The organism is Nonomuraea basaltis, assembly GCF_005893125.1.
GTDB lineage: Bacteria > Actinomycetota > Actinomycetes > Streptosporangiales > Streptosporangiaceae > Nonomuraea > Nonomuraea basaltis.
Window position 1 is genome coordinate 1 of the sequence record NZ_VCJS01000125.1, and the last position, 22,442, is coordinate 22,442.

The window sequence follows — 22,442 nt, forward strand, 5'->3', positions numbered from 1 at the left end:
CCGCGCTGCAGAACGCCGCTTCCATCGCGGCGCTCTTCCTCACCACCGAGGCCGTCATCGCCGAGAAGCCCGAGAAGAACCCCGCCGCCCCCGCCGGTATGCCCGGCGGCGGCGACATGGACTTCTAAGCTGATCTTCAACCTGTGCGTCGTGGACGCGGGATGACAATGGGCGGCGCTGCGTCACGGCCTTGTCCGCCGCACGCCGCTCTCCTGGGCCAGGGTCCCCTGTACGACCGGGGCTCGCCGATCGCCGGAGGCGGGCGCCACCGGCGAGTGAACGCCCTCTCCACTCCGTGCGTCAAAGTTGTCCCCCACCGGACGGTCCTTTCTCGCGGTTCCGGCCTTCCAGGTACCGATGATCACAGGACTCTGGGAGAGGGTGAAATGCGGCTTTACACCGCCCGACGGTCACTTTCTTTCTTGACGGTCGAACATGGGACGGATTCGGGTGCCGGCGCGGCGCACGTGGCGGACTGATCGGAGCGCGATCCCTCGTCTCGCTCAGCGAGGAGGAGACATGTCCACGATCAGGCGGTACGCAGCCGCCGTCGCGGTGGCCTGATCACGGGAGGCGTCCTCACGGCGGCAGCGGTCGGCGCGGTCACGGAGGCGCCCGTGACAGTGACTCAGCGTGGTAGGGCACGCCCATGGGTGGTATTGGGTTGATTAGGTGCTTTGTCATGAAATACCGTGCATCGCACCCTAACCTCCCATCTCCGCCAAAGAGGCTGCCTTGCCGATGTCCGGAAATATCAGGAAAAGCTTGGCGGTGGCGGTGGCCGTCGTCCTCGCCTTGACCGTGGCGCCCCAGGCGGACGCCAGCACCGTGTCCGAACCCAAGCGGCCGAACATCATCTTCTTCCTCGTCGATGACATGTCAGCCGACCTGCTTCAGTACATGGACACGGTCAGGGGCCTGGCCCACGATGGCACCACGTTCACCGATTACTACGTGGCCGACTCGCTCTGCTGCCCGTCTCGGGCCTCCATGTTCACCGGCCAGTTCCCGCACAACACCGGAGTGCGGACCAACCAGGGCTACGACCGCGGCGGCCATCGGGCGTTCAAGAAGCATGAGGGCAGGACGTACGCCGCCTCCCTGCATCAAGCCGGATATCGTACGGGCTACCTGGGCAAATACATCAACGAGTATCCCGCCGTCGACGGCTACCGGGTGCCGGTCGGCTGGGACGAGTGGCATGTGACGGCGGGCGGTGGATACAACGAGTTCAAGTACCAGCTCACCCGCTACATCAAGGAGGAATCGGGCGGCAAGCGGCCGATCGATGCCTCTGGGGGCAAGTACCTGGTGGATCAGCTGGGGCAGCGGGCAGTGGGCTTCATCGAGCGGTCCCGCGAGTACGCACCCGGCGAGCCGTTCTTTCTCCAGGTCTCGCCCTTCTCCCCGCACAACAGGGTCAATGTCAAGCCTGGTGACAAGGAGCCACGCTTTCCACCTGCGCGGCGCGACCGGCCGAAGAACCGGTTCCCTGCCGGGCAGTTCCCCCACGGCGACTGCGGCGGCCCCGACTGCGGCACCATCGACGTGGCCACCGCGCTGCCCGCGTTCAACGAGGACACCGCTGACAAGCCCTCCTGGGTACGGCGGACGCCGATCGGCCCGAAACTCGTCAAGAAGCTCCGCGAGGACTTCCGTGACCGGATCCGCATGGTGCAGTCGGTCGACGACATGGTGGAGCGCGTCCTGTCCGCGTTGACGGATGAGGAAAAGCAGAACACGTATGTCGTGTTCACCAGCGACAATGGCTTCCATCTCGGGCAGCACCGCCTGCTGCGCGGCAAGTCCACCGCCTACGACCACGACGTACGGGTGCCGCTCCTGGTCAAGCGTCCGGCCACGGGTCAGCGCGGCGACTTCGCGACCAGCGCCATCGCCCAGAACGTGGACCTGTTCGCGACCTTCCTCGACATGGCCGGCCTCGGCAAGGCGACGCGTGACAGCCGGGACGGTCGCAGCCTGCTGCCCCTCATCCAGGGCCAGAAGGTCACCGGCTGGCGCGACGCGGCGCTGATCGAGCACGTCAGGCCGAACCCCAACACGCCAGGCGAGCCCGACCCCGACGCGGATGCCATCAAGAAGGGCAACTCCCGCGCGCCCAGCTACTCCGCTGTACGCACCGCAGGTGAGCTCTATGTCGAGTACGAGAGTGATCCGAAGCCCGAGTACTACAACACCGTTACCGATCCTCATGAGGAGTCCAATGACCCCGGCAACGCCAGGACGGCCGACCTGGGCAAGGTCCTCGATGGTCTGAAGGGTTGCGGCAGGCCCGGCGCGGTCGACTGCTGGACAGCCGCCCACCTGCACTGACTCAGCCGTGCAGCCCATTGGGATCATCGCGGCGGTCGCCGAGCACGCATGCATGCGTCGAGGACCCGAGCCGGCACAGGGCGAGCCGCCGCGGTGTACGGGTCGACGGCCTCGCAGTTCGGGCCGGGCGCTGAACACGAGTGCGGGGCGTCTGGCCTGGTGTTCCGCCAAATTGTTTGAGTGGAAATCAGTCCAGGCATAGCGTGGGTTTGCATGAGTGTCGTGTTCCGAGCCGACGGGCTCCCGCCGGCGTCGCGCGTCGACTACTGGCGGGAGATCATCAGCAACGTTTTCATGCCGCTCGACCTCCGCGGTGAGATCGGCGCGAAGACGCCTGCCGAGTTGCGCACCACCGAGATCGGGCCGATTCGGTTCACCGAGTCGGTCACCGGCCCTGGGTCGTCGTTTCGGACGGGTCGGACGCCTCGCCTCATCCGCAGCTCGGATCCGGACGTGTGCCTGGTCGGGGTGCTCGTCGAAGGCGAGGTGCGCGTGGAGCAGGACGGCAGGCAGGCCGTCCTGCGTCCCGGCGATCTGTCGTTCATCGACCCGGCGCGGCCGTTCGAACAGTCCTTCACCGCCATGCGCAACATCAGGGTGAGCGTCCCGAAGGCGATGATCCCGTTGCACGATCGCGAACTCGGCGAGCTGACCGGCGTGCGCATTCCCGGCGACCGGGGAGCGGGTGCGCTGGCCTCGGCGCTGACCCGGCAGCTCGCACACAGCGTCGATGAGCTGCCGGCACCGGAGGTGGCACGGCTGGGCACCGCGGTCGTCGACGTGCTGGCCGTGGCGCTGGCCGGTCGCCTCGACAGGACCTCAGCGGTGCCCGAGGCGCGGGAACGCACGCTGCTGCACCGCATCTACGCGTTCGTCGAGCAGCAGCTCGCCGACCCCGAGCTCTCACCGCGCAGCATCGCCGCCGCGCACCATGTCTCGCTGCGTTACTTGTACAAGCTGTTCGAGGCCGAGCCGGTGACCATCGGCGCTTGGGTTCGTCGGCGTCGGCTGGAGCGGTGTCGTCAGGACCTGCGTGATCCCGCGCAGCGCGACCGGCCGGTCGCCGCGATCGGCGGGCACTGGGGATTCGTGAGCGCGGCGCATTTCAGCCGCGCGTTCCGCGACGCTTACGGGGTCTCGCCGGCAGAGTTTCGGACGCATTCGGCGATGCCGGCCTGCGACGAGAGGTAGGCCTGCACGGCGCCGGCACGGACCTCGTCTGTCCGCGCTCCCGCCCTGTGCACGGAGCGGCAACGAGGATGCACTGATCGGTAACGACACGGGCGGAGGGCGTGGCCGAGCATGGCTGCGTGAGTTATAGATGTCCACGACCACGCCGACCCTGAGGAGACCGACTGGCTCGCCGCGATGCGACCGGCCGCCCCAAGAAAGGGAAGACCCGATGTCCCACCCGCCACTGGACGCGCTGCTGCTGCCCCCCGGTCACGGTGAGGGGCTGTGGCATCTCGACGCGCTGTGGACGTTCAAGATCCCGGCGGCAGTCACCGGCGGCGCGTTCAGCCTCGTCGAACAACTGCTCCCCAAGGGCTCGGCGCCGCCGGTGCACCGCCACACCCGCGAGGACGAAGCCTGGATCGTGCTCGATGGTGAGGTCACCTTCTTCCTCGACGACGAGCAACACACCGCCGGACCCGGCACCTACGTCTTCGGACCCCGCGAGCGCGCCCACACGCACCGCGTCGAGTCGGACACCGCCCGACTCGCCACCCTGCTCATCCCCGGCACCTGCGAAGCGTTCTTCCACGCCACCGGACGACCGGCCGCATCCCTCACCCTCCCGCCACCCGAGCAGCCCGACCTGGACCGGTTGCTGGCAGGCATGCGCGAACACGGCATCGAGTTCCTCGCTCCACCACCGGCCCAGTAGAGCCGGCAAGTCTCACCCGGAACCGGCACACCCAACCGTGACCTCGTTGTCAGGCGTTCACCTGACAGGCCCGCGTCCCCGACGTCCGTAGGCTCGCAACCAGCCACGGTGCAGGCGTAGGGGGCGAAGCATGCCTTGCCGCGGTTACGGGTGCATGCGACCGAATGACAGCAGGCACCTCTTTCGTTCCAGAGGGCAAGGCGGAGGACGTTGCTTGGAGAACGGGCGCGCGCACTAGGGTCCCGCCGAACAATCGCTGGTCTGTTCTAAGAGGTCGCCGATGTCCACCCCATTCCCGCCATACCCCGGGCCGGGCCCCGCCCGGCAGCCGCAGGGACCTGGTGCGCCCGGACAACCGGGCCCGCCTGGAGCACCGGGCTGGCATCCCGGTAACTTTCCGCCGATCGCATCGGGGGGACCGGCGCCGAGAGGGTCAGCACCGGGCGGTCCCGGAGGGCAGTGGCCGCCTCCCCCGCGCAGCGGCGGCGGCGGCGCGAAGGGGCCGCTGATCGCCATCGTGGCCGTGGTCGGCGTCGTCCTGCTGATCGCCGGAGTGGCCGGGGGCTGGATGCTCCTCGGCCCCGGTGGCGGCGAACCCGGATCGTCCTCGAACTCGACCGACGACCGGCCTAGCCGGATCCGGTCGCCGTCGCCGACGGTCGAGGCGGTGAAATTGCGGCCGATCACCGGCGACCAGCTCTGCGCCGCCATTCCAGACGACCTCCGCAAGAGCCTGGTCACCGATGGCAGGTACGGCGGGAAGGAGGCGTCCACAGGGGCCGCCACCGAAAACGAGAAGCGGGCGGGCTGCGAGTGGAGCAACAACAAGATGGCCGTCGGCAACGGCATCATCGGCCATCGCGCTCTCAGCATCTCCGTGGAAGCCCGGAGCACCGAAAGGCAGAGCGCGGTCGAGTACGCCAAGGACCGGTTCGGCAGCGACAAGGAAGCGCACGAGCGGCGGGTCAACGTCCGGGACGGCAAGCGGACCGACGGAAAGACCTCCGGCTCGGCGTTCGGCGAGCTCAAGGAGCTGGAGTACGGCGACGCGTCGTACAGCCAGACCTCGCTCGGACACAGCAGCCTCAAGACCGACGTGTTCATCCGGCAGGGGCTATGGCTGATCAAGGTCACGTACGGCGGCAGCAACCGGACCGGCGCCAAATACCCCTCCGGCGACGAGGTACGGGCCGCCGCCGGCAAGGTCGCCGGGCGCATCACCGCGGAAATGGCCAAGGACGCCGGCAAGGTGAAGCTCGTCGGGCCGTGCGCCATCCTCACCGCCAAACACATCGAGTCGGCACTTTTCCCCACCGTTGAAGGACCATCCGTCGGCGGTAGGGACGGCAGGATCCAGCAGAACACCTGCACCTGGAGCATCCGCGAGGCGGTCGAGCACGAGCCCGGGCAGGAGTTCACCGCTCGGGGTGGCGAGCTGCGCATCCACGTGGTCGACTGGGGCGGCGGCGGCCTCGGATCGAAGTTCCAGTTCGATCGAGATGCCAAGAAGTACGACCGTTACCACGCCAAGGGCGGCATCGGCGACGACAACATCCACACGAACTACGAGCCCCGCCAGGCGCTCTCCGGGCTCGGCGAGAAGGCGTTCGCCGTGGTCTCCTCCACCGCCAGGCCAAGCCGGGCGGACGAGGGCCCCACACAGGAGGTACTGATCAAGGTACTGATCGGTGACCGGACGGTCGAGTTCACCTTCAGAGGTACGACGACCGGCGGCGGCGTCGTCGGCGCCGGAGGCTACCAGAAGCCGGTCTTCGAGTCCTCCGTCGCGCAACCGGCCGTAGCGAAGCTGGCCAGGACCTTCCTCGCCGGCCTGAAATGACCGACGGCGCCGAGGTCCCCGCCCCATCAGGCACTTCCAGACATACACCGCGCGTCAGGAGGTTGCCCTTCTGCGTGGACGACATCCCGTGAGTCGGTGCGCTCGATGTGCCGGAACATTCGGCTGGGTCCACCGATAGAGCGTCACGAAGCCAAGCCGAGGCCGAGGCCGTCATTCGAACGGGCACTGCCGGGCGGGGAAACATACCGGCGGCATACCGGCCGCATGCTCAATGTATGTCGTCACACTCGCGCATTCGTGAACGATGGGAGCGCTCCGGATGGAGCTGGAAATCCAGTTTCTCGGTCCGTGGCAGGTGTCCGCCGACGGGGAGCCGCTGCGGCTCTCCGGTCAGCGGCGGATCGGGGTGATGGCCAGGCTCGCGGTCAGCCCCGGGCTGCCGGTCACCGCGGAACAGCTCCTCACCGACGTGTGGGCGGGGAGTTCGGCGGTGACGGCCGCCAAGCAACTCCACATCGTGGTGTCGAAACTCCGGGAACTCCTGGCGCCCCACGTGGGCAGCGAGATCATCGAGACCGTCTCCGGCGGATATGTGCTCGCCCTGCCCCGCGATCACATCGACGCCCACCTGTTCACCCGCCTGGTACGGCGAGCGCGTACCGCCAGAGCACACGGTGGGACAGCCGCGGCCGGGAGGTCATACGGCTCTGCGGCGGCCTGCCCCCGCCGTGCGCATCGCGGGCGCCCGCCTGGCCTCCCGTCCTGACCGGGCGCTGGCCGACCTCGCCGAGCGGCTGGCAGACGCCACTCGCCGCCTCGACACGCTCCAGTACGCCGACCTGGCCGTACGCGCCGGCGGTCAGCCACCAGCACCTGCGCGAGGAACCTGTCGGCCAGGACGCGGCGCGCCTCCTCTCCCTGCTCGGCCTGCTCGACACCCCCACTCACACACCGGCCGCCACCGCCGTCCAGCGTGCCCTCCACCACTACCTGGCCACCGCCACGACCGCCGGTGCGTGCCTCCACCCAGCGAGTCAGGACCTTCTTGGCAGCAGAAAGGCGGACCAGCCCGGCGTCACTCTCACGAGCGCGGAGGAGGCGAGCCGGTGGACCGGGGAGGAGCGGGACAATCTCCTCGCCACCGCGCAGCAAGCTCTCGACGGTCCCGATCCCCACACGGCCGTCAAACTCGCCATCCGCCTTCACCGGCCCTTCTGCTACCAGGGATGGCACACCCAATTGGTCGGCATCTACAAGGGTGCGGTCGAGGCGGCCGGACGCTGTGACGATTGGGCAGGCAAGGCGCAGCTACACAACTTCCTGGGCTGGGCATACCGCGACCAGGGCCGCCACGATGACGCGGGCAGCCCGGCATCCAGGCCACGATCCGCAACAACCGCGTGCACGTCTACTACCGTCAGGGGCGGATGGACGACGCGGTGGCCGAGGCGAGGGCCGTCGGCACCACACTCCACGACCTTGGAAGACACGGCGAGGCCAGGAGAGCATGGCGAGAATCCCTCATGCTCCTGTAGCGACGTGGAATATCGTACGGCTGTCGATGTCGGCCGGCCCGTTGTTCCACGCAGGCTTGGCCTCGACGTCAAAGAGTCGCCTCGTCGAAGACGGACGGTGCCTTATTACGTCCGGGAAGGCGTGGCCGCCTGCGCGGCGGCGCCGATATCGGCGCGAATGCTTGCCTGGCCTCTTGGTGCATCGCGACGGGCCGTAGTGTCAGGCCCTCCGCTGAGCAGGTGGGGAGCTCCATGAGCCGGGCCTTGCGCCAGAAGAGCCAGGAGATGGCGGCGGCGAGACCTTGCGCGGTGGCCGCGGCGCCGGCGTCGGCGGCCGCCTGCTGGGCGATGGCGAGGAGGTTGTCACGCTCGTTCGCGACCCAGCCTTTCGCCTCCCCCAGGGTGGCGAAGCCGACACCGGGCCGCCGATCGGCCGGGCACCGCATCATGGGGCCGTCCGTGCTGGGATCGATCAGGACGGATGCGTTCTTGGCTGTGGCCAGGTAGTGGTGGAACGCGCGGCGGGTGGCGGTGACGCGCACGGGTTCGGGCACGTGGCGGGCGGCCTGCTCGCGGGCATAGAGGCGGATCAGGCCGTGCATCCTGTAGCGGCCGGGCCCAGCGGATTCGAGAAGGCGGGCGTCCAAGAGATGGTTGAGCGCGGCTTCCGCGCTGTGTTCGGGCCAGTCGGTGAGCGCGGACGCGGTGGCCACCGTGTGGGTGGGGGTTTGCAGGAGGCCGAGCAGGAAGAACGCGTGGGCGGCGTCGTGACCCGCGGGTTCTTCCGGCAGGTGCTGGAGGCTGACCGCGATGCTGTCGCGGATCGCCAGGTCGGCGTGTTCGAGGGCATCGAGGCGGCGGGTGGCGTCGGCAAGCTGATCGGCCAGATGGGACAGCGTCCGATCTGGCCGATCAGCCAGGCGTGCCGCCGAGATGCGGAGCGCGAGGGGGAGGCCGCCGCACTGCCGCACGATCTGCTGCGCCGCTTCCGGCTCGGCACGGACCCGGTCTGGACCCGCGAGGCGGGCGAGCAGCGCGGTGGCCTCGGCGTGGTCGAGCCCGGTCAGGTGCAGATGGCTCGTGCTGTCGAGTGAGGCCATGATCTGGCGGCTGGTGATGATGACCGCGCATGCGGGCCCGGCGGGGATGAGAGGCCGGACCTGGCCGGCGTCAAGCGCGTCGTCGAGGACGACCAGCAGGTTGCGCGTCGAAGTGAGGGAGCGGTAGCGGGCGGCGGCCTCATCCAGGGTGGGCGGTATGGCGGTGCCGTCAAGCCCGAGTGAGCGCAGCAGCCGGCTGAGGGCCTCGAAGGGCGACAACGGCTGGAGTCCGGCGGTGGCGGCGCGCAGGTCGACGTAGAGAACGCCGTCGGGGAAGCGATCGGCGATGGCGTGCGCGGTGTGAACGGCCAGCGCGGACTTGCCGATCCCGCCGGGACCGTGTACCGCAGCGACGGCGGGCAGTCCGGGCGCGGTCTCGGTGAGCGTCTTGTGCAGCCAGGTGATTTCCGTGGCGCGGCCGGTGAACGCCCGGGTGCCGGCGGGAAGTTCGATCGGGATGACGGGCTTGGTCAGTGTGGTCCGCTGCGCCGGAGAGGGGAGGTCGAGTGCGGGATCCCGGCGGCGCACCGCCTGCTGCAGCCGGCGCAACGCCGCTCCTGGTTCGATGCCCAGCTCATCGACCATGACGCGGTGGGTCTCCTGGTACACCGCGAGGGCTTCGGACGATCGGGAGGCCCGGTGCAGCGCCAGCATCAGCTGGGCGCGAGGACGTTCCCGCAGCGGGTTGGCCTCGGCATGGGCGGTGAGCACCGGCACCACCGCGTGCTGATCACCGGCGGCGAGGCGCAGGTCGATGTGGTCCTCCAGCACGGTCAGGCGCGCCTCTTCCAGGCGGTCGGACTCGACCTGGGCCCATGAGGCGCTCATGCCTGCCAGCGCGTTGCCCCGCCACAGTCCCAGGGCCCGCTGGAACAGCCCGTCCGCCGTCGCGATCTCGCCCTGGGCCCGCGCGGCACGTGCCTGGCGGGCCAGGAGGGTGAACAGGTGGGCGTCGATGTGCTCGCGGGGCAGGTTCAACTGGTACCCGCCGGAGACGGTCGCGATGATTTCGTCGCCTTGGTGCGGTGCGAGTAAGCCGCGAAGCTTCGACACCACGATGTGCAGTTGCTTGCCTGCCGTCGTCGCTGTGCTCTCGCCCCACACGTCGGCAAGGAGTTGTTCCGCGGGGACCGGCCGCCCAGCGCTCAGTGCCAGCCTGGCCAGAACCCCGACCCGCCGCTCGCCGGTCAGCTTCACCGGCTCACCATTTGCCGTGATCTCCCATGGCCCCAGGATTTTGATCTCCAGTCCCATCAGGGATCTCCCTGTCATATTGAATAACTGGTGGGGAAGAAGGCATCTGCCCGTGGGAGCAGGACAGCCGAGCCGTGCCGGCGGCCATCCTGCCCGGTGAGCCGGCGCAGAGCTCGAACGCCTCAAGCGCCGCGATCGCGGCCCACAACGCCTGGACGGACGCCTCCGGCTGGAACGGCGTCATCGGCCGCCGGCGGCGCCCTCGTCGCCGCCGCCGCCCGCACGTCAAGGTGCTGGTGTACGTCTCCCGCGCTCATCCCCGGCCGGACTACTGGAGTACGAACGGGTCCCGCTCGCCTACAGGATGACCAGGGCCGTCGGCTCACTCCGCGACATCGGCCAGAACCAGTCGATCATTCGTTCACGAATCCTCGCTGAAGCTGAATATGCGAGTAGTCGTGAACGCGCCCGTCGCGAAGATCAACGGCAAGACAGGTACCTTCCCCCATGGCTTTCACATTCGTGCCCGAGTAAGGCGGATGCCCACCGCCCCGTCGCGATGGATCATCCGCGCGGCTTCGCCGCGACTGATCGCCACTCTATGAAGGCACAGGGCACGTCGGTGTCCGGTGAACGCCCTACAACAAGGTCTCCATTTGGTTGAGCTCGGCAAGCGTGATGACTCCGTCGTCGAGGGCGCGGCCGACGAGTTCGCTCTTGGTGCGGGCGGCCCGTCCCACGTTGGCGTACTTCACCCGTACACGTGCGATATAGGTGTCAACGGTCTTGACGGTGATGTTGAGCTTCGCGGCCACGAGTTCCTTGGACGAGGACACGAACCATGCCCGCAGCACCTCGGTCTCGCGCTGGGACAGGCGTGGCCGGCCGGGTGCGTCATCGGAGATGAGCGCCCCGGACAGCGACGGCGGGGTGTAGGGCTCGCCCCGCGCGGCCGCCCGGATGGCGGGCACCAGGTGCTCGGGTCCCTCGCGCTTGGTCAGGTAGGAGAGCGCGCCGAGGTCGATGCATTTGATCGCAGTCGCGTCGTCGGTGTGCTGGGAGTACACGATCACGCGCCTGCCGCTGTCGACCAGCCTGCGAAGCTCGCCGAAGTCCGGTCTGCGCGGCACGAGCTCCAAATCGAAGATCACCACATGAGCGGCGGCGCCGGGTCCGGTCCAGACGTCGGCGAGCCGGTCCTCCGCATCGATGAGATCGATCGGCGGCACGGCTTGGGCACACCAGAAGCGGACGCCTGCGGCGATGGCCGCATGATCATCGATGATCACCGCGGTGATCAGCTCGTCGGCTGCGGAGTCGGCCGGGGATTGGGCTGCCATCGGACCTCCATCCATACCGTATCGTCGTTGTTCAGCGCCTCGACCCGTACGCCCGGTGTCGCCGGGCTCGGCAGATCCACCTCGCCGCTGTCCGCGACGACACTGACCGACACCAGGTCGGCGCCGCCCACGACGGTGACCCGTGCCCGGGAGACGGCGGTGGCGAGCACCGTGAGCACCGCCTCGGTGAGATCGCGCCGGACGGCCGTGGGCAGCGCAGGCCACTGGCCACGTGCGTCCAGTTCCACCACCACGCCCTTGCGGTCCGCCACGTCGGCGCAGTGGCGCAACTCGTGCAACAGGGGATTGGCGACGGCGTCGGTCTCGGCGAACAGCCGCCGCATCCGGGCCGCCTCGATGGCGCAGCGCCGCTGGACCACCGGGTCCTCGGGGCGGAGCGAGCCGTCGGCGAACCCCTCCAGCAGCGGGATCGTGGTCGCCGACAGCTCGGCGAACCGCTCCTGCCTGCGGCGGTGGGACTCCGCCGCGACGGCCTCGGCGACGCGCACCCGCTCGATCTCCCGCTGGGAGGCCGCTGCCGCCGCGCTGAGGCCGTGCAGGACGGCCGCCACCACCGCCACGCACAGCGGGAAGCCGACAACGGTCACCGAGCCCGTGGCGAACCGGGCCAGCGCCTGCCGGCTGGGCCCGTCGAACAGCAGCAGGTGCACCAGAGCCGCGACCTCGTGGGCGAGCAGGAACGCCGCCGGGGCCCGCAGCGGACGGTCCAGCAGCACGACGACACCCACCCAGTTGGCGGCGCCGAAGATCCAGTCCACGCCGGTCGACGTGCGCCCATCCGGCAGCGTCGCGTACGACAGCGCGGACGCGGCCAGCACGACGGCGATGGCGGCCCAGCGAAGCCGCCCCCACGACCGCCGCCGCACGAGCAGCGCGGCCTCCCCGGCGAGCACGGCCCCCAGCGCCGCGAGGGCGGCCACCTGCGCGAGCGCCGGCTCGTAGGAGTCCAGGTGACGCAGCATGTTGGCCAGCCCGAGCCCGAACACGATCGCCACGGCGACGAGCAGCGTCGCGATCCGCAGGCCGTGCCGCAACTGCGCCCGCGTCCGCTCCTCGACGGCGTCACTCATCGCCGGCCCGCCATTCCAGCCGTACGAGGGTGCCCTTGCCCTCGGCGGAGGTGATCGTGGCCATGCCGCCGACGCGGCCCAGCCTGCCGCGTACGGACTCGCGCAGGCCGCGCCGGGTGTCCGGCACGTCCGCAGGCGAGAATCCCTTCCCCTGGTCGGCAATGTCGAGCCGCAGCGCCCGGGCGTCTCCACGCAGCAGGACCGTCGCCCGCGTCGTGCCCGCGTGGCGGCGTACGTTGGTGAGGGCCTCCCGTGCCGCGTCGGCGATGGCCCTGGCGACGTCGAACGGGAGCACCAGCTGCGCGGGGGCGTCGAACTCCACGGTCAGATGGGTCGCGTCGAGGTCGGCACGCAGCAGGTGGGCGAGGTCGGCGTGCCGGGGCGCCCGCCCGCTGTCGGAGCGCAGCCGGTCCAGGTCGCGGCGGGCCTGCGGGGCCAGCCAGTCCGCCTCCGAGCGCACCTGGCCGGTGCCGACCATCAGCAGGGTCGTGGCCGCGGTGTCGTGCAGGGAGTTGACGAGCTCGCGTTCCTCGGCGCGCACGGCCGCGGCCACCAGCGACTCGCCGCGCGCCCGCGCGGCCTCGGCGGCCATCCGGTCGGCCCGTTCCGCGGCGTGGTGGACGAGCACCCAGGCCGCTCTGGACAGCGCGGCCGCCGGCACCGCCCACGTCATCCCTCCGATCAGGCTCGGGTCCACCTCCGCCGCTCCCCCCGCGGCGAGGACGCCCACGGCACCGCCCCCGGCCGCCACCGCCGCCGAGCCGCCCACTATCGACGAGGTGTGCCACTGGCACGTCACGCAGGCGAAGGTGATCAGCAGCCGCAGCCACCCGGTGTTGCGGTCCTCGATGGCGCCGGTCCAGAACACGCTCGCGAACAACCCCAGCAGGACGGTCACGTCGAGCGCGACCGGCATCGTCCCCCGGCCCGTGCGCAGCCACCACGCATAGCCGCAGGTCCAGGCCACCGCGACGGCGACCACGGAAGCGGTGGACGCCAGGTGCTCGGGAGGGGCCCGGAACAGGGCGATCGCACAGATCGGAACCAGCGTCGCCAGGCGCACGGCGGCCGCGTACCGGCGGCCGAACCGCACCAGCAGCCGTGCCGCTTCCCCAGCCACACCGTCACCTCGCTCCGCCCGGCTCGCCGATGATCTCTCTGAGACGCAGCCTAACCACTCGCCCTGTCCACCGGCCGTGGGTTGACCTCGGCTCGGCCATGTCCGCGCGCGTCTGATTCGCGCCCGGATGGATCTTGTCTCTGGCCGCGCCGACTTGGCGGCCGGCGTCTCAGCCAAGCTCTGCCAGGAACACTTCGACTCCCTCGGCGTCGGGCACGCCGAGGTCGGTGTACAGGTCCAGCGCCCGTTTGGCATGATCGCGAGCCGGCTCGAGGCCGCCACGATCGCGATGGACGTGCGCCAGGCCCTCGTGGGCGCGCGCCTCCTCGGGCCGATCGCCCAGCTCGCGGGCGATGGCCAGGGCGTCGCTGTGGTGGGCGGCGGCCTGGCTGTGATCGCCGAGGGATCGGGCGGCCTCCCCCAGTCCGTTGAGCGGCGCGGCTTCGTCGTTCCGGTTTCCCAGTTCGCGATAGAGCTCCAGCGCCTGCCGATGGTGATCGCGGGCTTGCTCGTACTGGCCCTGCCGCCGGTAGACCTGGCCAAGGAGGTCCAGCACGCGGGCTTCGCCGTTACGGCTTCCGAGCCGGCGATGCAGCTCCAGGGCTCGGCGATGGTGATCGAGGGCTTCCGGATAGCGTCCCTGCCGCTCGTGGCTGATGCCGAGGTTGCTCAGCGTATAGGCTTCCCCGACGCGGTTGCCGATCTCGCGGCTCAGATCGAGCGCGTGCTTCAGATGGTGGTCCGCCCGCTCGTACGCGTGCTGCCTCAGGCACACGTTGCCGAGCGTGTTGTACGCCCGCGACTGGCCGAGCGGGTCGCCGAGATCGCGGCACAGGTCCAGCGCCGGCCGGCAGATCTCGTACGACTCCTCGTAACGGCCCTGCCGCCAGGAGACCCACGCCAGATCGAGCAGCGCCAGCGCTTCGGCGGCCTTGTCGCCCCGCCGTCGAGCGGCGTCGAGCGCCTTGGCGTGCAGCGTGATCGCGTCGGCGTGATGGGCGTGGCCGTCGAGATAGGGATGCAGGGTGGTCGCCAGCTGACCGGCGTGAATCGGCCAGTCGCCGTCAGCCGCGTGACTGCCCGCGGCGACCAGGTTGGCCCGCTCGGCGTCCAGCCACGCGGTCGCCTCGGCGTCATCCCGGAACGGCACGGTCTCCGACCCCGTTTCCGGGATGGCGGGCCTGCGGAGCCTGCCGAACGGATAGAGCAGGCCGATGGCCGCGGCCGCCGTGGACCGGTAATGGTCGAACAGCCGGGTAAGGGCGTCATGCCGGGCGTCACTGGTCTCTTCAGCGGACGCGGTGGCGCGCGCGTGCTCGCGAAGCAGGTCGTGGAACGTATAGCGGCCAGGCTCGTGCTGCACCAGGACGTGGGCGTCCAGCAGGTCCTCCAGCAGCATCTCGGCGTCGCCTGCGGGAACGCCCGCCAGCGCGGCGGCGGCATAGGCATCGATGTCGCGTCCGGGGTGCACGCCCAGCAGCCGGAACATGCGTTGCCGCTCGGCTTCCAGGTGCACGTACGACAGTGTGAAGGCGGCCGCCACACCCCGGTCGGGCGTGGAAAGCTCGGCCAGCCGGCGACGCTCGTCGCGCAGCCGGTCGGCCAGATACGCGACGGTCCAGCGGGGGCGGTGCCGAAGCCGTGCAGCGGCGATCCGCACGGCCAGCGGCAGGAACCCGCACAGCTGCAGCACGTCGAGGACCGCACTCGGTTCGGCCTTCGCCCGCTCTCCCACGATCGAGGTGAACAACTCAACGCCGTCCTTGGCCGGCAGCACGTCCATGGACAACGCGTGCGCGCCGTCAAGGTCGATCAGCCGGCGGCGACTCGTGATCAGGACGAGGCTGCCGGAGGCCCCGGGCAGCAGGGGCCGTACATGGGCGGTGTCGGCGGCGTTGTCCAGCACGATGACGGTCCGGCGCTCGGCGAGCTCGGCCCGCCACAGCGCCGCCCGGGCGGTGACCGAGGCCGGGACGCGCTCGGCCGGCACCCCGAGCTGGCGCAGCAGCGTCTCCAGCGCGACACCGGCCTCGACCGGCTCATGCCCCGCGGTGTGCGCCTGCAGGTCGACGAACAGCTGCCCATCGGGGTAGCTGCCGGCGAGCCGATGCGCGGCGTGGATCGCCAGCGCCGTCTTGCCGATGCCCGCCATCCCATCGATTGCCAAGATCGGCACGCTCGGCCGGTGCCCGGCGATCCGCTCGAGGTCGGTGGTCCGCCCAGCGAAGTCCGGGATGTCGTACGGCAGGAAGTTCGCTCGCCGTCCGGGCTCTCGTACGGCGGCTTGCGACGGCCGGGCCTGCAGGTCCGGGTCATCACGAAGGATGGCCTGCTCGAGCGCCACGAACGCCCGGCCAGGATCCAGCCCCTGCTGCTCCACCAGCGACTCGCGGAGCGTCCGAGCCACCGACAACGCGTCGGCCTGCCGGCCCGCGCGATGCAGGGCGAGCATCAGCTGACCCGACAGCCGTTCCCGCAGCGGATATGCCGCCACGTGCGCGGACAGCTCGTCGATCAGGTCCTCGTGCCGGCCCAGTGACAGCTCGATGTCGGCCAGGCGCTCGATCGCGGCCAGGCGCCGCTGCTCGAGCCGGGCCCGGGCGCTTTCGACATAGTCGGCGTTCACGTCCGCCAGCGGCTGTCCCCGCCACAGCGCCAGCGCATCGCGTATCCGCTGGGTGGCGGCGCCCGGGTCGGCGTTCGACTGGACGGCCGCCATCTGGCTGGTGAACTCCTGCGAATCGAGCCATGGAGGGTCGATCACGTATCCGCCCGCCTGCGTCGCGAGCAGCCCCACCGCCCCCGCTTCACGCAGGACCCGGCGGATGGCGGTGACGGCGGCCTGGATCTGCGCGCGAGCCGTGTCCGGCGGCGTCACACCCCACACCGCGTCGATCAGCTGATCGGCGTTGAGCACGGTGCGGGCGTTCAGCAGCAGGTATGCCAGGACCGCACGGTGACGAGGCGCCAGACCGGTCAGTTCCCGGCCGTCGGCGGTGACCTGGACGGGCCCCAGGACAGCGAACCGTACCCCCAATCTCGCCTCCTTGGGACATATCTGGACGTCCATAGCGGACGCATCGCGAATGTATCAACCCGGCTTCCCATGATGAGTACACAGCACAGCAAGCCGAGAAGGGACATCAGATCATGGAAGCACGGATGAAGAACCCGGCGTTCGTCCTCCCCGATGCCATGAAGGGCATCCAGACCATCTACAAGGCCATCTACCAGGGCGGCGTCCCCCAGGAGCTGCTGGAGATCGTTGCCCTGCGCGCCAGCCAGATCAACGGGTGCAGCGCCTGCGTGCACGCACATGTCCAGAACCTCAAGAAGTCCGGCGAGTCCGATGAGCGCGTGGGCAACGTGGCGGCGTGGCGCGAGGCGCCGTACTACAGCGACATCGAACGAGCCGCGCTGGAGCTCACCGAGGCCGTCACCCGGATCGCCGACCGCTCCGCAGACGCCGTAGCGGATGACCTCTGGGACGAGGCCGCCGACCACTTCGACGAGAAGCAGCTCTCCGCGATCATCCTGACGATCTCCATGACCAACTTCTTCAACCGCATCAACGCCACCATCAAAGAGCCCGCCGGCGCGTCCTGGGCCTGACCGGGCCCGGATCTGAAAGGGAGTATCTCCGATGTCCACCCCGCACACCGTCGTCACAGTCCTGGCCGCCGCCTGGGTAGGTTTCTCGGCCGTCTCCATCTTCCGCCACGCCGCGTGGGTCGTGCAGCCCTTGTCCGACTACGGGGTCCCCAGGGCGTGGTGGCCGTGGCTCGGAACGGCCAAGGCCGCGGGCGCGGTGGGCCTGGCCGTCGGCCTGTTCGTGCCGATCATCGGCGTCCTGGCCGGGATCTGCCTGGTGCTGTACTTCGCCGGCGCCGTCATCACCGTGGTCCGGGCCCGCTCGTATTCACACATCCCGTACCCGCTGCTGTACCTGGCTCCGGTCGCCGCATCCATGGCGCTGGGGTTCACCGCCTGAGCCGCAGCAGCTCACGCCCCCGGCCATCGGCCATGTCCGCCGGCCGATATCTACCTCGATGCGATCGCCTGCCTGCCTGCCGAGGCGACACTGCCGGGCAGGCGGGAGCCGGTGGTTGGTCACTGCGCCTGTTCGGCGGCCTCCTCGGCCGTGATCCGGCCCCGGTCGGGCGTCGCGCGCAGCCGGTCGGCCGGCGGGTCGGCGGGCCGGCGCCAGTGCCAGTCGGAGACGGCCTGGTAGGTGGCGACGACGGACAGCAGCCGATCCTCCGCGTACGGCAGGCCGCCGAGGATGGTCCCGATGGGCTGGCCCGCGGCGGTGAAGCCGATCGGGAAACCGATCTCCGGCAGGCCGATCGCGTCGAACGGCGCCGGCGAGGTCTGCACCACCACGTCGCAGCTGCCGAACATCTGGTCCAGCACCCGCTCAAGCAGCAGCAGCTTGGCCCGCTGCCCGGTGACGTACTCGTTGGTGCCCATCAGCGCACCCTGGAGCCAGCCGATCAACGACACCCCGAAGCCGCGCAGGTCGGACCGCAGGTACGGCATGAAGGGCTCGCTGCGCTCCGGCAGGCGGACATTGTTGAACTCGTTGCCGGTCAGCAGCTCCCACTCCTCGGGGAACGGCACCTCGACGAGCGTCACTCCGCGGATCGCCGCCATGGCCGACAGGAAGGCGCGACGCGCGGCAGCGGTCTCGGAGGAGCCGTCGGCGTAGCCGGGAAGCACCCCGATGCGGGTGTTCCAGCGCAGCCTGAGCCGGCCGCCCCCATATACGGGAGTGGCGGCGTCGATCAGGGCGGGCACCTTGGGCAGGCCCTGGGTGCGCGGGTCGGCCGGGTCCTCCCCGGCCATCGCCGTGAGCATGATCGCGGCGTCCTTGGCGTCGCGGGAGAGCGGGCCGGGATGGTCGCGCGTGTAGCTGAGCGGGATGATCCCGTACAGCGATACCCGGCCCATGGTCGGCTTGAGGCCGGTGAGGTTCTGCGCGTTGGACGGCGCGGTGATGGAGCCGCCGGTCTGCGTGCCGGTGCCGGCGGCCGCCATCCGCCCCGCCACCGCGGTGGCCGTGCCGGTGGACGACCCGCCGGGGTTCACGCCCGGGTCGGTGGGCGTCCACGCGTTGACCGTGGTGATCACGCCGGCCGGGGTCGTGGCCCGGGTGGTGGCGAGCGGGCCCATCTGGGTCTTGCCGAGCACGATCGCCCCCGCGGCTTTGAGCGCGGCCACGGCGGTCGCGTCGAACGCCGGCACGAAGTCCTTGAAGAGGAACGAGTTGGCCGTGGTGGGCACGCCCTGGGTGTAGTAGTTGTCCTTGATCGCGAGCGGTATCCCGTGCAGCGGGCCGCGCCGCGGCCGGCGGCCCGCGGCCTTCGCCGCCTCGCGTGCGGCGTCGGCGAGCACGGTGTTGAAGGCCTGGTACGTCGCCTCGAACGCGTCGATCCTGGCGAGATAGGCGTCGGCCAGCTCCAGCGGACTGATCTGGCGGTTGCGGATCATCCACGCGGCCTCGGCGAGGGTGAGCTCGGTGGGGTCGGACATGGCCGCGGGCCGCGGCTTGGCATAGGCGGCGGGCACGTCCAGACCTGGCCGGTCCTGGCCGGACCCGCCCGCGGCCGACGCGGGTGCCGGCAGGGCCGCGGCGATGCCGGCCACCGCGCCCACCGCCGCTGTCCTGGCCAGGAACGCGCGCCGGTCCACCGTCCGATCGAGCGGCTGGTCCGCGCCGCCGTCGAAGGTGTGGTGGGCGCTCACTTGCGCCACTCCACGCTGATGGAGGGGTACATCATCGGCGCGCGCTGCTGGGACAGCGCGGCGGCGGTCGCGGGGTCGGCGGTCGTGCCCGTCCCCCCCGGTGCGGGGAGCCGGTAGGCGGCGAGCGTCACGACCGTGCCGCGCATGAACGAGCGCAACGAGGCGAGGACGGTGTCGCGGCCGGGCGCCCCCGTCTCCGGATCGGCCGTCGTGCCGGCGGGAAGCTGGTCGAGGTCGATACCCAGGGTGGCCAGCCGGGCCCTGATCATGGTGTTGAGTTCGGCGTCCGATGGAGGTGCGGGTGTCACGGCGTTCTCCAATGAAGGGGGGCCAGACAACATTCGGAGCGCCGCGTGTCGCCCGAATATCCCCAAGATCACATACTTGTGAAACCTGATCTCGGCCGTGCCCTGCGCTCTCATCCCCTGGCACGATGCTGTGCCGGGAAGATCTGCGCCTCCTTGACGAACTACGGCGCCCGCAATCAAGCGCGCTGCCTATTTTGAGAACATGCAGGCAGACAACGCCGACGCAAGGACCGCAGCTCGCGAGGGCTCGCGGTATTTGCCGATCGGGGAGCACGGGCTGATCGGTGACCTGCGGACCGTCGCGCTGGTAGGCACCAACGGCACGATCGATTGGTACTGCTGCCCGCGATTCGATTCGCCCAGCGTGTTCGGCTCGATCCTGGACGCCGGCAAAGGGGGCTCCTTCCAGCTGTTCGCCGACACGCCGGCGACCACCAAGCAGTTCTACTTCCCCGACACCAACGTCCTGATCACCCGCTTCTTCGCCGATGACGGCGTCGGCGAGATCCAGGACTTCATGCCGATCGCCGGCGACCGGCTCGAGGCCGACCGGCACCGGCTGATCCGCCGGGTCACCTGCGTCCGCGGCACACTGCCGTTCCGCGCCCGGGTGGCGCCCCGATTCGACTACGCCAGGCAACCCCACACGGTCCACCGGGACGGGGCACGGACGACCTTCGCATCGGAGTCGCTCTGCCTGGCCCTGTCCGCCAGCGTGCCCATGGACAGCGACGGGCGGGACGCCTGGGGCCGGTTCGAGCTGCGGGAGGGAGAGCACGCGGTGTTCGCCCTCGACCGCATCGGCGCGGGGATCACGCCCCGGGGCTGCCCGCTCGAGGAGGCGCAGGAGGAGTTCGCCGCCACGGTGCGGTTCTGGCGGAACTGGCTGTCCGCCTCCCGCTACCGGGGCCGGTGGCGGGAGGTCGTGCACCGCTCGGCCCTGACGCTGAAGCTGCTCACCTACGCCCCGACCGGCGGGATCGTCGCCGCCCCGACCACCAGCCTGCCCGAGCGGATCGGCGGCGCTCGCAACTGGGACTACCGCTACGTGTGGGTGCGCGACGCCGCCTTCTGCGTGTACGCCCTGCTCAGGCTCGGCTTCACCGAGGAGGCCGAGGCGTTCATGGGTTTCCTGTCCAAGCACGTCGGGCTCGACGACAACCGCGGCACGGGCCCCTTGCAGATCATGTACGGCATCGACGGCCGCAGCGACCTGCCCGAATACGAACTGACCCACCTGGAGGGCTACCGGGGATCGGCCCCCGCACGCGTCGGCAACGGCGCCGTCCACCAGCTCCAACTGGACATCTATGGAGCGCTCATCGACTCCATCTACCTCTACAACAAGTGGGGCACCCCGATCTCCAGCGACCGCTGGGAAGAGGTGTGCACGCTGGTGAACTGGGTCTGCGACAACTGGGACCAGCCCGACGAGGGGATCTGGGAGACCCGCGGCGGACGCAAGAACTTCGTCTACTCGCGCCTGATGTGCTGGGTGGCCATCGAACGCGCCATGCGCATCGCCGCGCAGCGCGGCCTGCCCGCCGACATACCGCGCTGGCGGCAGGCCCGCGACACGATCTACCGCGACATCATTCGACACGGCTGGTCGGACACGCTGCAGGCGTTCGTCCAGCACTTCGGCGACGATGTCCTCGACGCGTCCATCCTGATGATGCCGCTGGCCAAGTTCGTCTCGCCCACCGACCCCAAGTGGCTGTGCACCCTTGAGGCGCTCGGCCGCGGCCTGGTCTCAGACTCGCTGGTCTACCGCTACGACCCCGAGGCCAGCCCAGACGGGCTGCAGGGCCCGGAGGGCACGTTCTCGATCTGCTCGTTCTGGTACGTCGAAGCCCTCGCCCGCGCCGGCCGCCTCGACGACGCCCGCCTGGCCTTCGAGAAGATGCTGACCTACGCCAACCACCTGGGACTGTACGCCGAAGAGATCGGGCACACCGGAGAGCAACTCGGCAACTTCCCGCAGGCCTTCACCCACCTCGCGCTCATCAGTGCCGCCTTCAACCTCGACCACGCGCTCGGCTAGCGCATCGCCCGTTCGCAGCAGGCCCTCGCTCTTCTGTCGGCTCTGTGCCGAGCGGGGCGCGTTCGTCGTGTTTCAGTCCGCTGAGCGCCGGCCCGAGAAACCCGCCGCCGAGCTCTTGTCCAGGAAGGACAGGCTGAGCGGGTTGTAGCGGGCGGCCTGCTCGTGCTGCGGCCAGTGGCCGCACTCCTCGAACAGCTCCAGTTGCGAGCCGGGGATGGCCTCGTGCATGGCGTTGGCCTCCGGCACGTCGCCGAACGGGTTCTTGCGACCCCAGACGACCAGCGTGGGCTGGGAGATCCTGGCCAGATCGCCGGGACGGAGGATGTTGCGCAACCGGGTCTCCATGTCCTGCAGGCAGAGCAGATTGTCGACGTTGGCCACGAAGTCGGGCTCGTGGTAGATCGCGTGGCGGACCTGTACCAGCTCTTCGGTGGCGTCGGCCGGATCGGCCATCAACAGCCGCAGCCGCTTGCGGGTGAGCTCCACGTCGTCGCTGAGCACGGCCTCGCGCGTGCTCGTCCGGATGCGCTGCATGACCTCGGGGTTGGCGACCGTCCCGCCCGCGCAGAGCAGCTGCAGGCTGGCCACGCGGTCTGGGTGGTCGATCGCCGCGCGGCCGCCCACCCAGCCGCCCAGCGACTCCCCCACGATGTGGGCGCGTTCGATGCCCACCGCGTCGAAGTAGGCCAGCAGGTGGTCGACATAGCGGGGGATCTCGTACGGGTAGCCGGGCTTGCCCGTGTAACCGTGGCCCAGCATGTCGATGGCGTGGCACTCGTAGTGCTCCGCGTGCGCGGCCAGGTTGCGGGTGAACGCCTCCAGGTGCCCGCTGGTCCCGTGCAGGAACACCACGGGCTCGCCCGACCCGGCCCGCAGGCTGCGGGTCGGCACTCCTCCCGCGTCCACGTACGAGACACTCAGGCTCAGCGGGCTCAACTCGGTCCAGATACTCATCGTTACGTC

Annotated in this window: 17 protein-coding genes; 9 read left to right on the top strand and 8 right to left on the bottom strand. The window is 70.0% G+C overall.

Annotated elements, in window-relative coordinates:
• The first annotated feature begins 771 nt into the window (after positions 1-771).
• The 5 genes from EJK15_RS41885 to EJK15_RS41905 all read left to right on the top strand — a co-directional run bounded on the left by EJK15_RS41885 (position 772) and on the right by EJK15_RS41905 (position 6,789).
• Positions 772-2,334 (top strand): sulfatase family protein, encoded by a 1,563-nt coding sequence (locus EJK15_RS41885; RefSeq protein WP_240777559.1) that lies wholly within the window; start codon positions 772-774, stop codon positions 2,332-2,334.
• Between the two features lie 213 nt (positions 2,335-2,547).
• Positions 2,548-3,525, top strand: a complete 978-nt coding sequence (locus EJK15_RS41890) for an AraC-like ligand-binding domain-containing protein (protein WP_138716027.1) — start codon at positions 2,548-2,550, stop codon at positions 3,523-3,525.
• A gap of 211 nt (positions 3,526-3,736) precedes the next feature.
• Positions 3,737-4,222: a cupin domain-containing protein gene (locus tag EJK15_RS41895; RefSeq protein WP_171074842.1), complete on the top strand. Its 486-nt coding sequence runs from the start codon at positions 3,737-3,739 to the stop codon at positions 4,220-4,222.
• Between the two features lie 517 nt (positions 4,223-4,739).
• The gene (locus tag EJK15_RS41900) at positions 4,740-6,062 is read left to right on the top strand and encodes a hypothetical protein (RefSeq protein WP_138716029.1); all 1,323 of its coding nucleotides are present in this window, start codon (positions 4,740-4,742) and stop codon (positions 6,060-6,062) included.
• A gap of 280 nt (positions 6,063-6,342) precedes the next feature.
• Positions 6,343-6,789 (top strand): AfsR/SARP family transcriptional regulator, encoded by a 447-nt coding sequence (locus tag EJK15_RS41905; protein WP_171074843.1) that lies wholly within the window; start codon positions 6,343-6,345, stop codon positions 6,787-6,789.
• Between the two features lie 837 nt (positions 6,790-7,626).
• Here the strand turns inward: EJK15_RS41905 and EJK15_RS41915 are convergent.
• Complete coding sequence (locus EJK15_RS41915; RefSeq protein ID WP_171074845.1) at positions 7,627-9,891, bottom strand: AfsR/SARP family transcriptional regulator; 2,265 nt, start codon at positions 9,889-9,891, stop codon at positions 7,627-7,629.
• A gap of 74 nt (positions 9,892-9,965) precedes the next feature.
• On the opposite strand from EJK15_RS41915, the gene EJK15_RS41920 reads away from it, so the two are divergent.
• Positions 9,966-10,199 (top strand): hypothetical protein, encoded by a 234-nt coding sequence (locus tag EJK15_RS41920; RefSeq protein WP_138716032.1) that lies wholly within the window; start codon positions 9,966-9,968, stop codon positions 10,197-10,199.
• Positions 10,200-10,469: 270 nt separating this feature from the next.
• Here the strand turns inward: EJK15_RS41920 and EJK15_RS41925 are convergent, their stop codons facing one another.
• From EJK15_RS41925 to EJK15_RS41940, 4 genes are all read right to left on the bottom strand, one after another.
• Positions 10,470-11,171 carry a response regulator transcription factor gene (locus EJK15_RS41925; RefSeq protein WP_138716033.1) on the bottom strand — a complete coding sequence of 234 codons (702 nt, stop codon included), beginning with the start codon at positions 11,169-11,171 and terminating at the stop codon, positions 10,470-10,472.
• A complete protein-coding gene (locus EJK15_RS41930; RefSeq protein WP_171074846.1) occupies positions 11,129-12,262 on the bottom strand; it encodes a hypothetical protein in 1,134 nt (377 codons plus the stop codon). The genes EJK15_RS41925 and EJK15_RS41930 overlap by 43 nt, the downstream gene beginning before the upstream one ends.
• Complete coding sequence (locus EJK15_RS41935; protein ID WP_138716035.1) at positions 12,255-13,382, bottom strand: sensor histidine kinase; 1,128 nt, start codon at positions 13,380-13,382, stop codon at positions 12,255-12,257. Before EJK15_RS41935 ends, EJK15_RS41930 begins: the two co-directional genes overlap by 8 nt.
• A 169-nt stretch (positions 13,383-13,551) precedes the next feature.
• Complete coding sequence (locus tag EJK15_RS41940) at positions 13,552-16,419, bottom strand: AfsR/SARP family transcriptional regulator (RefSeq protein WP_206061434.1); 2,868 nt, start codon at positions 16,417-16,419, stop codon at positions 13,552-13,554.
• A 113-nt stretch (positions 16,420-16,532) separates the two neighbouring features.
• Here EJK15_RS41940 and EJK15_RS41945 point away from each other — a divergent pair, with 113 nt between their 5' ends.
• Together EJK15_RS41945 and EJK15_RS41950 are read left to right on the top strand one after the other, a co-directional pair.
• Positions 16,533-16,994, top strand: a complete 462-nt coding sequence (locus EJK15_RS41945; RefSeq protein WP_138716037.1) for a carboxymuconolactone decarboxylase family protein — start codon at positions 16,533-16,535, stop codon at positions 16,992-16,994.
• Positions 16,995-17,025: 31 nt separating this feature from the next.
• Positions 17,026-17,373, top strand: a complete 348-nt coding sequence (locus EJK15_RS41950; protein WP_138716038.1) for a DoxX family protein — start codon at positions 17,026-17,028, stop codon at positions 17,371-17,373.
• 119 nt (positions 17,374-17,492) lie between these two features.
• Here the strand turns inward: EJK15_RS41950 and EJK15_RS41955 are convergent, their stop codons facing one another.
• Both EJK15_RS41955 and EJK15_RS41960 read right to left on the bottom strand, forming a co-directional pair.
• Positions 17,493-19,127: an amidase gene (locus tag EJK15_RS41955; RefSeq protein ID WP_138716039.1), complete on the bottom strand. Its 1,635-nt coding sequence runs from the start codon at positions 19,125-19,127 to the stop codon at positions 17,493-17,495.
• Positions 19,124-19,435 (bottom strand): hypothetical protein, encoded by a 312-nt coding sequence (locus tag EJK15_RS41960; protein WP_138716040.1) that lies wholly within the window; start codon positions 19,433-19,435, stop codon positions 19,124-19,126. Before EJK15_RS41960 ends, EJK15_RS41955 begins: the two co-directional genes overlap by 4 nt.
• A 202-nt stretch (positions 19,436-19,637) precedes the next feature.
• On the opposite strand from EJK15_RS41960, the gene EJK15_RS41965 reads away from it, so the two are divergent.
• The gene (locus EJK15_RS41965) at positions 19,638-21,479 is read left to right on the top strand and encodes a glycoside hydrolase family 15 protein (RefSeq protein ID WP_138716041.1); all 1,842 of its coding nucleotides are present in this window, start codon (positions 19,638-19,640) and stop codon (positions 21,477-21,479) included.
• A gap of 72 nt (positions 21,480-21,551) precedes the next feature.
• Here EJK15_RS41965 and EJK15_RS41970 read toward each other — a convergent pair whose 3' ends face one another.
• Positions 21,552-22,433 carry an alpha/beta fold hydrolase gene (locus tag EJK15_RS41970; RefSeq protein ID WP_138716042.1) on the bottom strand — a complete coding sequence of 294 codons (882 nt, stop codon included), beginning with the start codon at positions 22,431-22,433 and terminating at the stop codon, positions 21,552-21,554.
• Between the last annotated feature and the right edge of the window lie 9 nt (positions 22,434-22,442).

Excerpts from the sequence above, each read along its gene's own strand:
- EJK15_RS41915 (WP_171074845.1), bottom strand. The coding sequence starts at position 9,891 with ATGGGACTGGAGATCAAAATCCTGGGGCCATGGGAGATCACGGCAAAT.
- EJK15_RS41890 (WP_138716027.1), top strand. The coding sequence starts at position 2,548 with ATGAGTGTCGTGTTCCGAGCCGACGGGCTCCCGCCGGCGTCGCGCGTC.
- EJK15_RS41970 (WP_138716042.1), bottom strand. The coding sequence starts at position 22,433 with ATGAGTATCTGGACCGAGTTGAGCCCGCTGAGCCTGAGTGTCTCGTAC.
- EJK15_RS41895 (WP_171074842.1), top strand. The coding sequence starts at position 3,737 with ATGTCCCACCCGCCACTGGACGCGCTGCTGCTGCCCCCCGGTCACGGT.
- EJK15_RS41945 (WP_138716037.1), top strand. The coding sequence starts at position 16,533 with ATGGAAGCACGGATGAAGAACCCGGCGTTCGTCCTCCCCGATGCCATG.
- EJK15_RS41905 (WP_171074843.1), top strand. The coding sequence starts at position 6,343 with ATGGAGCTGGAAATCCAGTTTCTCGGTCCGTGGCAGGTGTCCGCCGAC.
- EJK15_RS41930 (WP_171074846.1), bottom strand. The coding sequence starts at position 12,262 with ATGAGTGACGCCGTCGAGGAGCGGACGCGGGCGCAGTTGCGGCACGGC.
- EJK15_RS41925 (WP_138716033.1), bottom strand. The coding sequence starts at position 11,171 with ATGGCAGCCCAATCCCCGGCCGACTCCGCAGCCGACGAGCTGATCACC.
- EJK15_RS41965 (WP_138716041.1), top strand. The coding sequence starts at position 19,638 with ATGCAGGCAGACAACGCCGACGCAAGGACCGCAGCTCGCGAGGGCTCG.
- EJK15_RS41950 (WP_138716038.1), top strand. The coding sequence starts at position 17,026 with ATGTCCACCCCGCACACCGTCGTCACAGTCCTGGCCGCCGCCTGGGTA.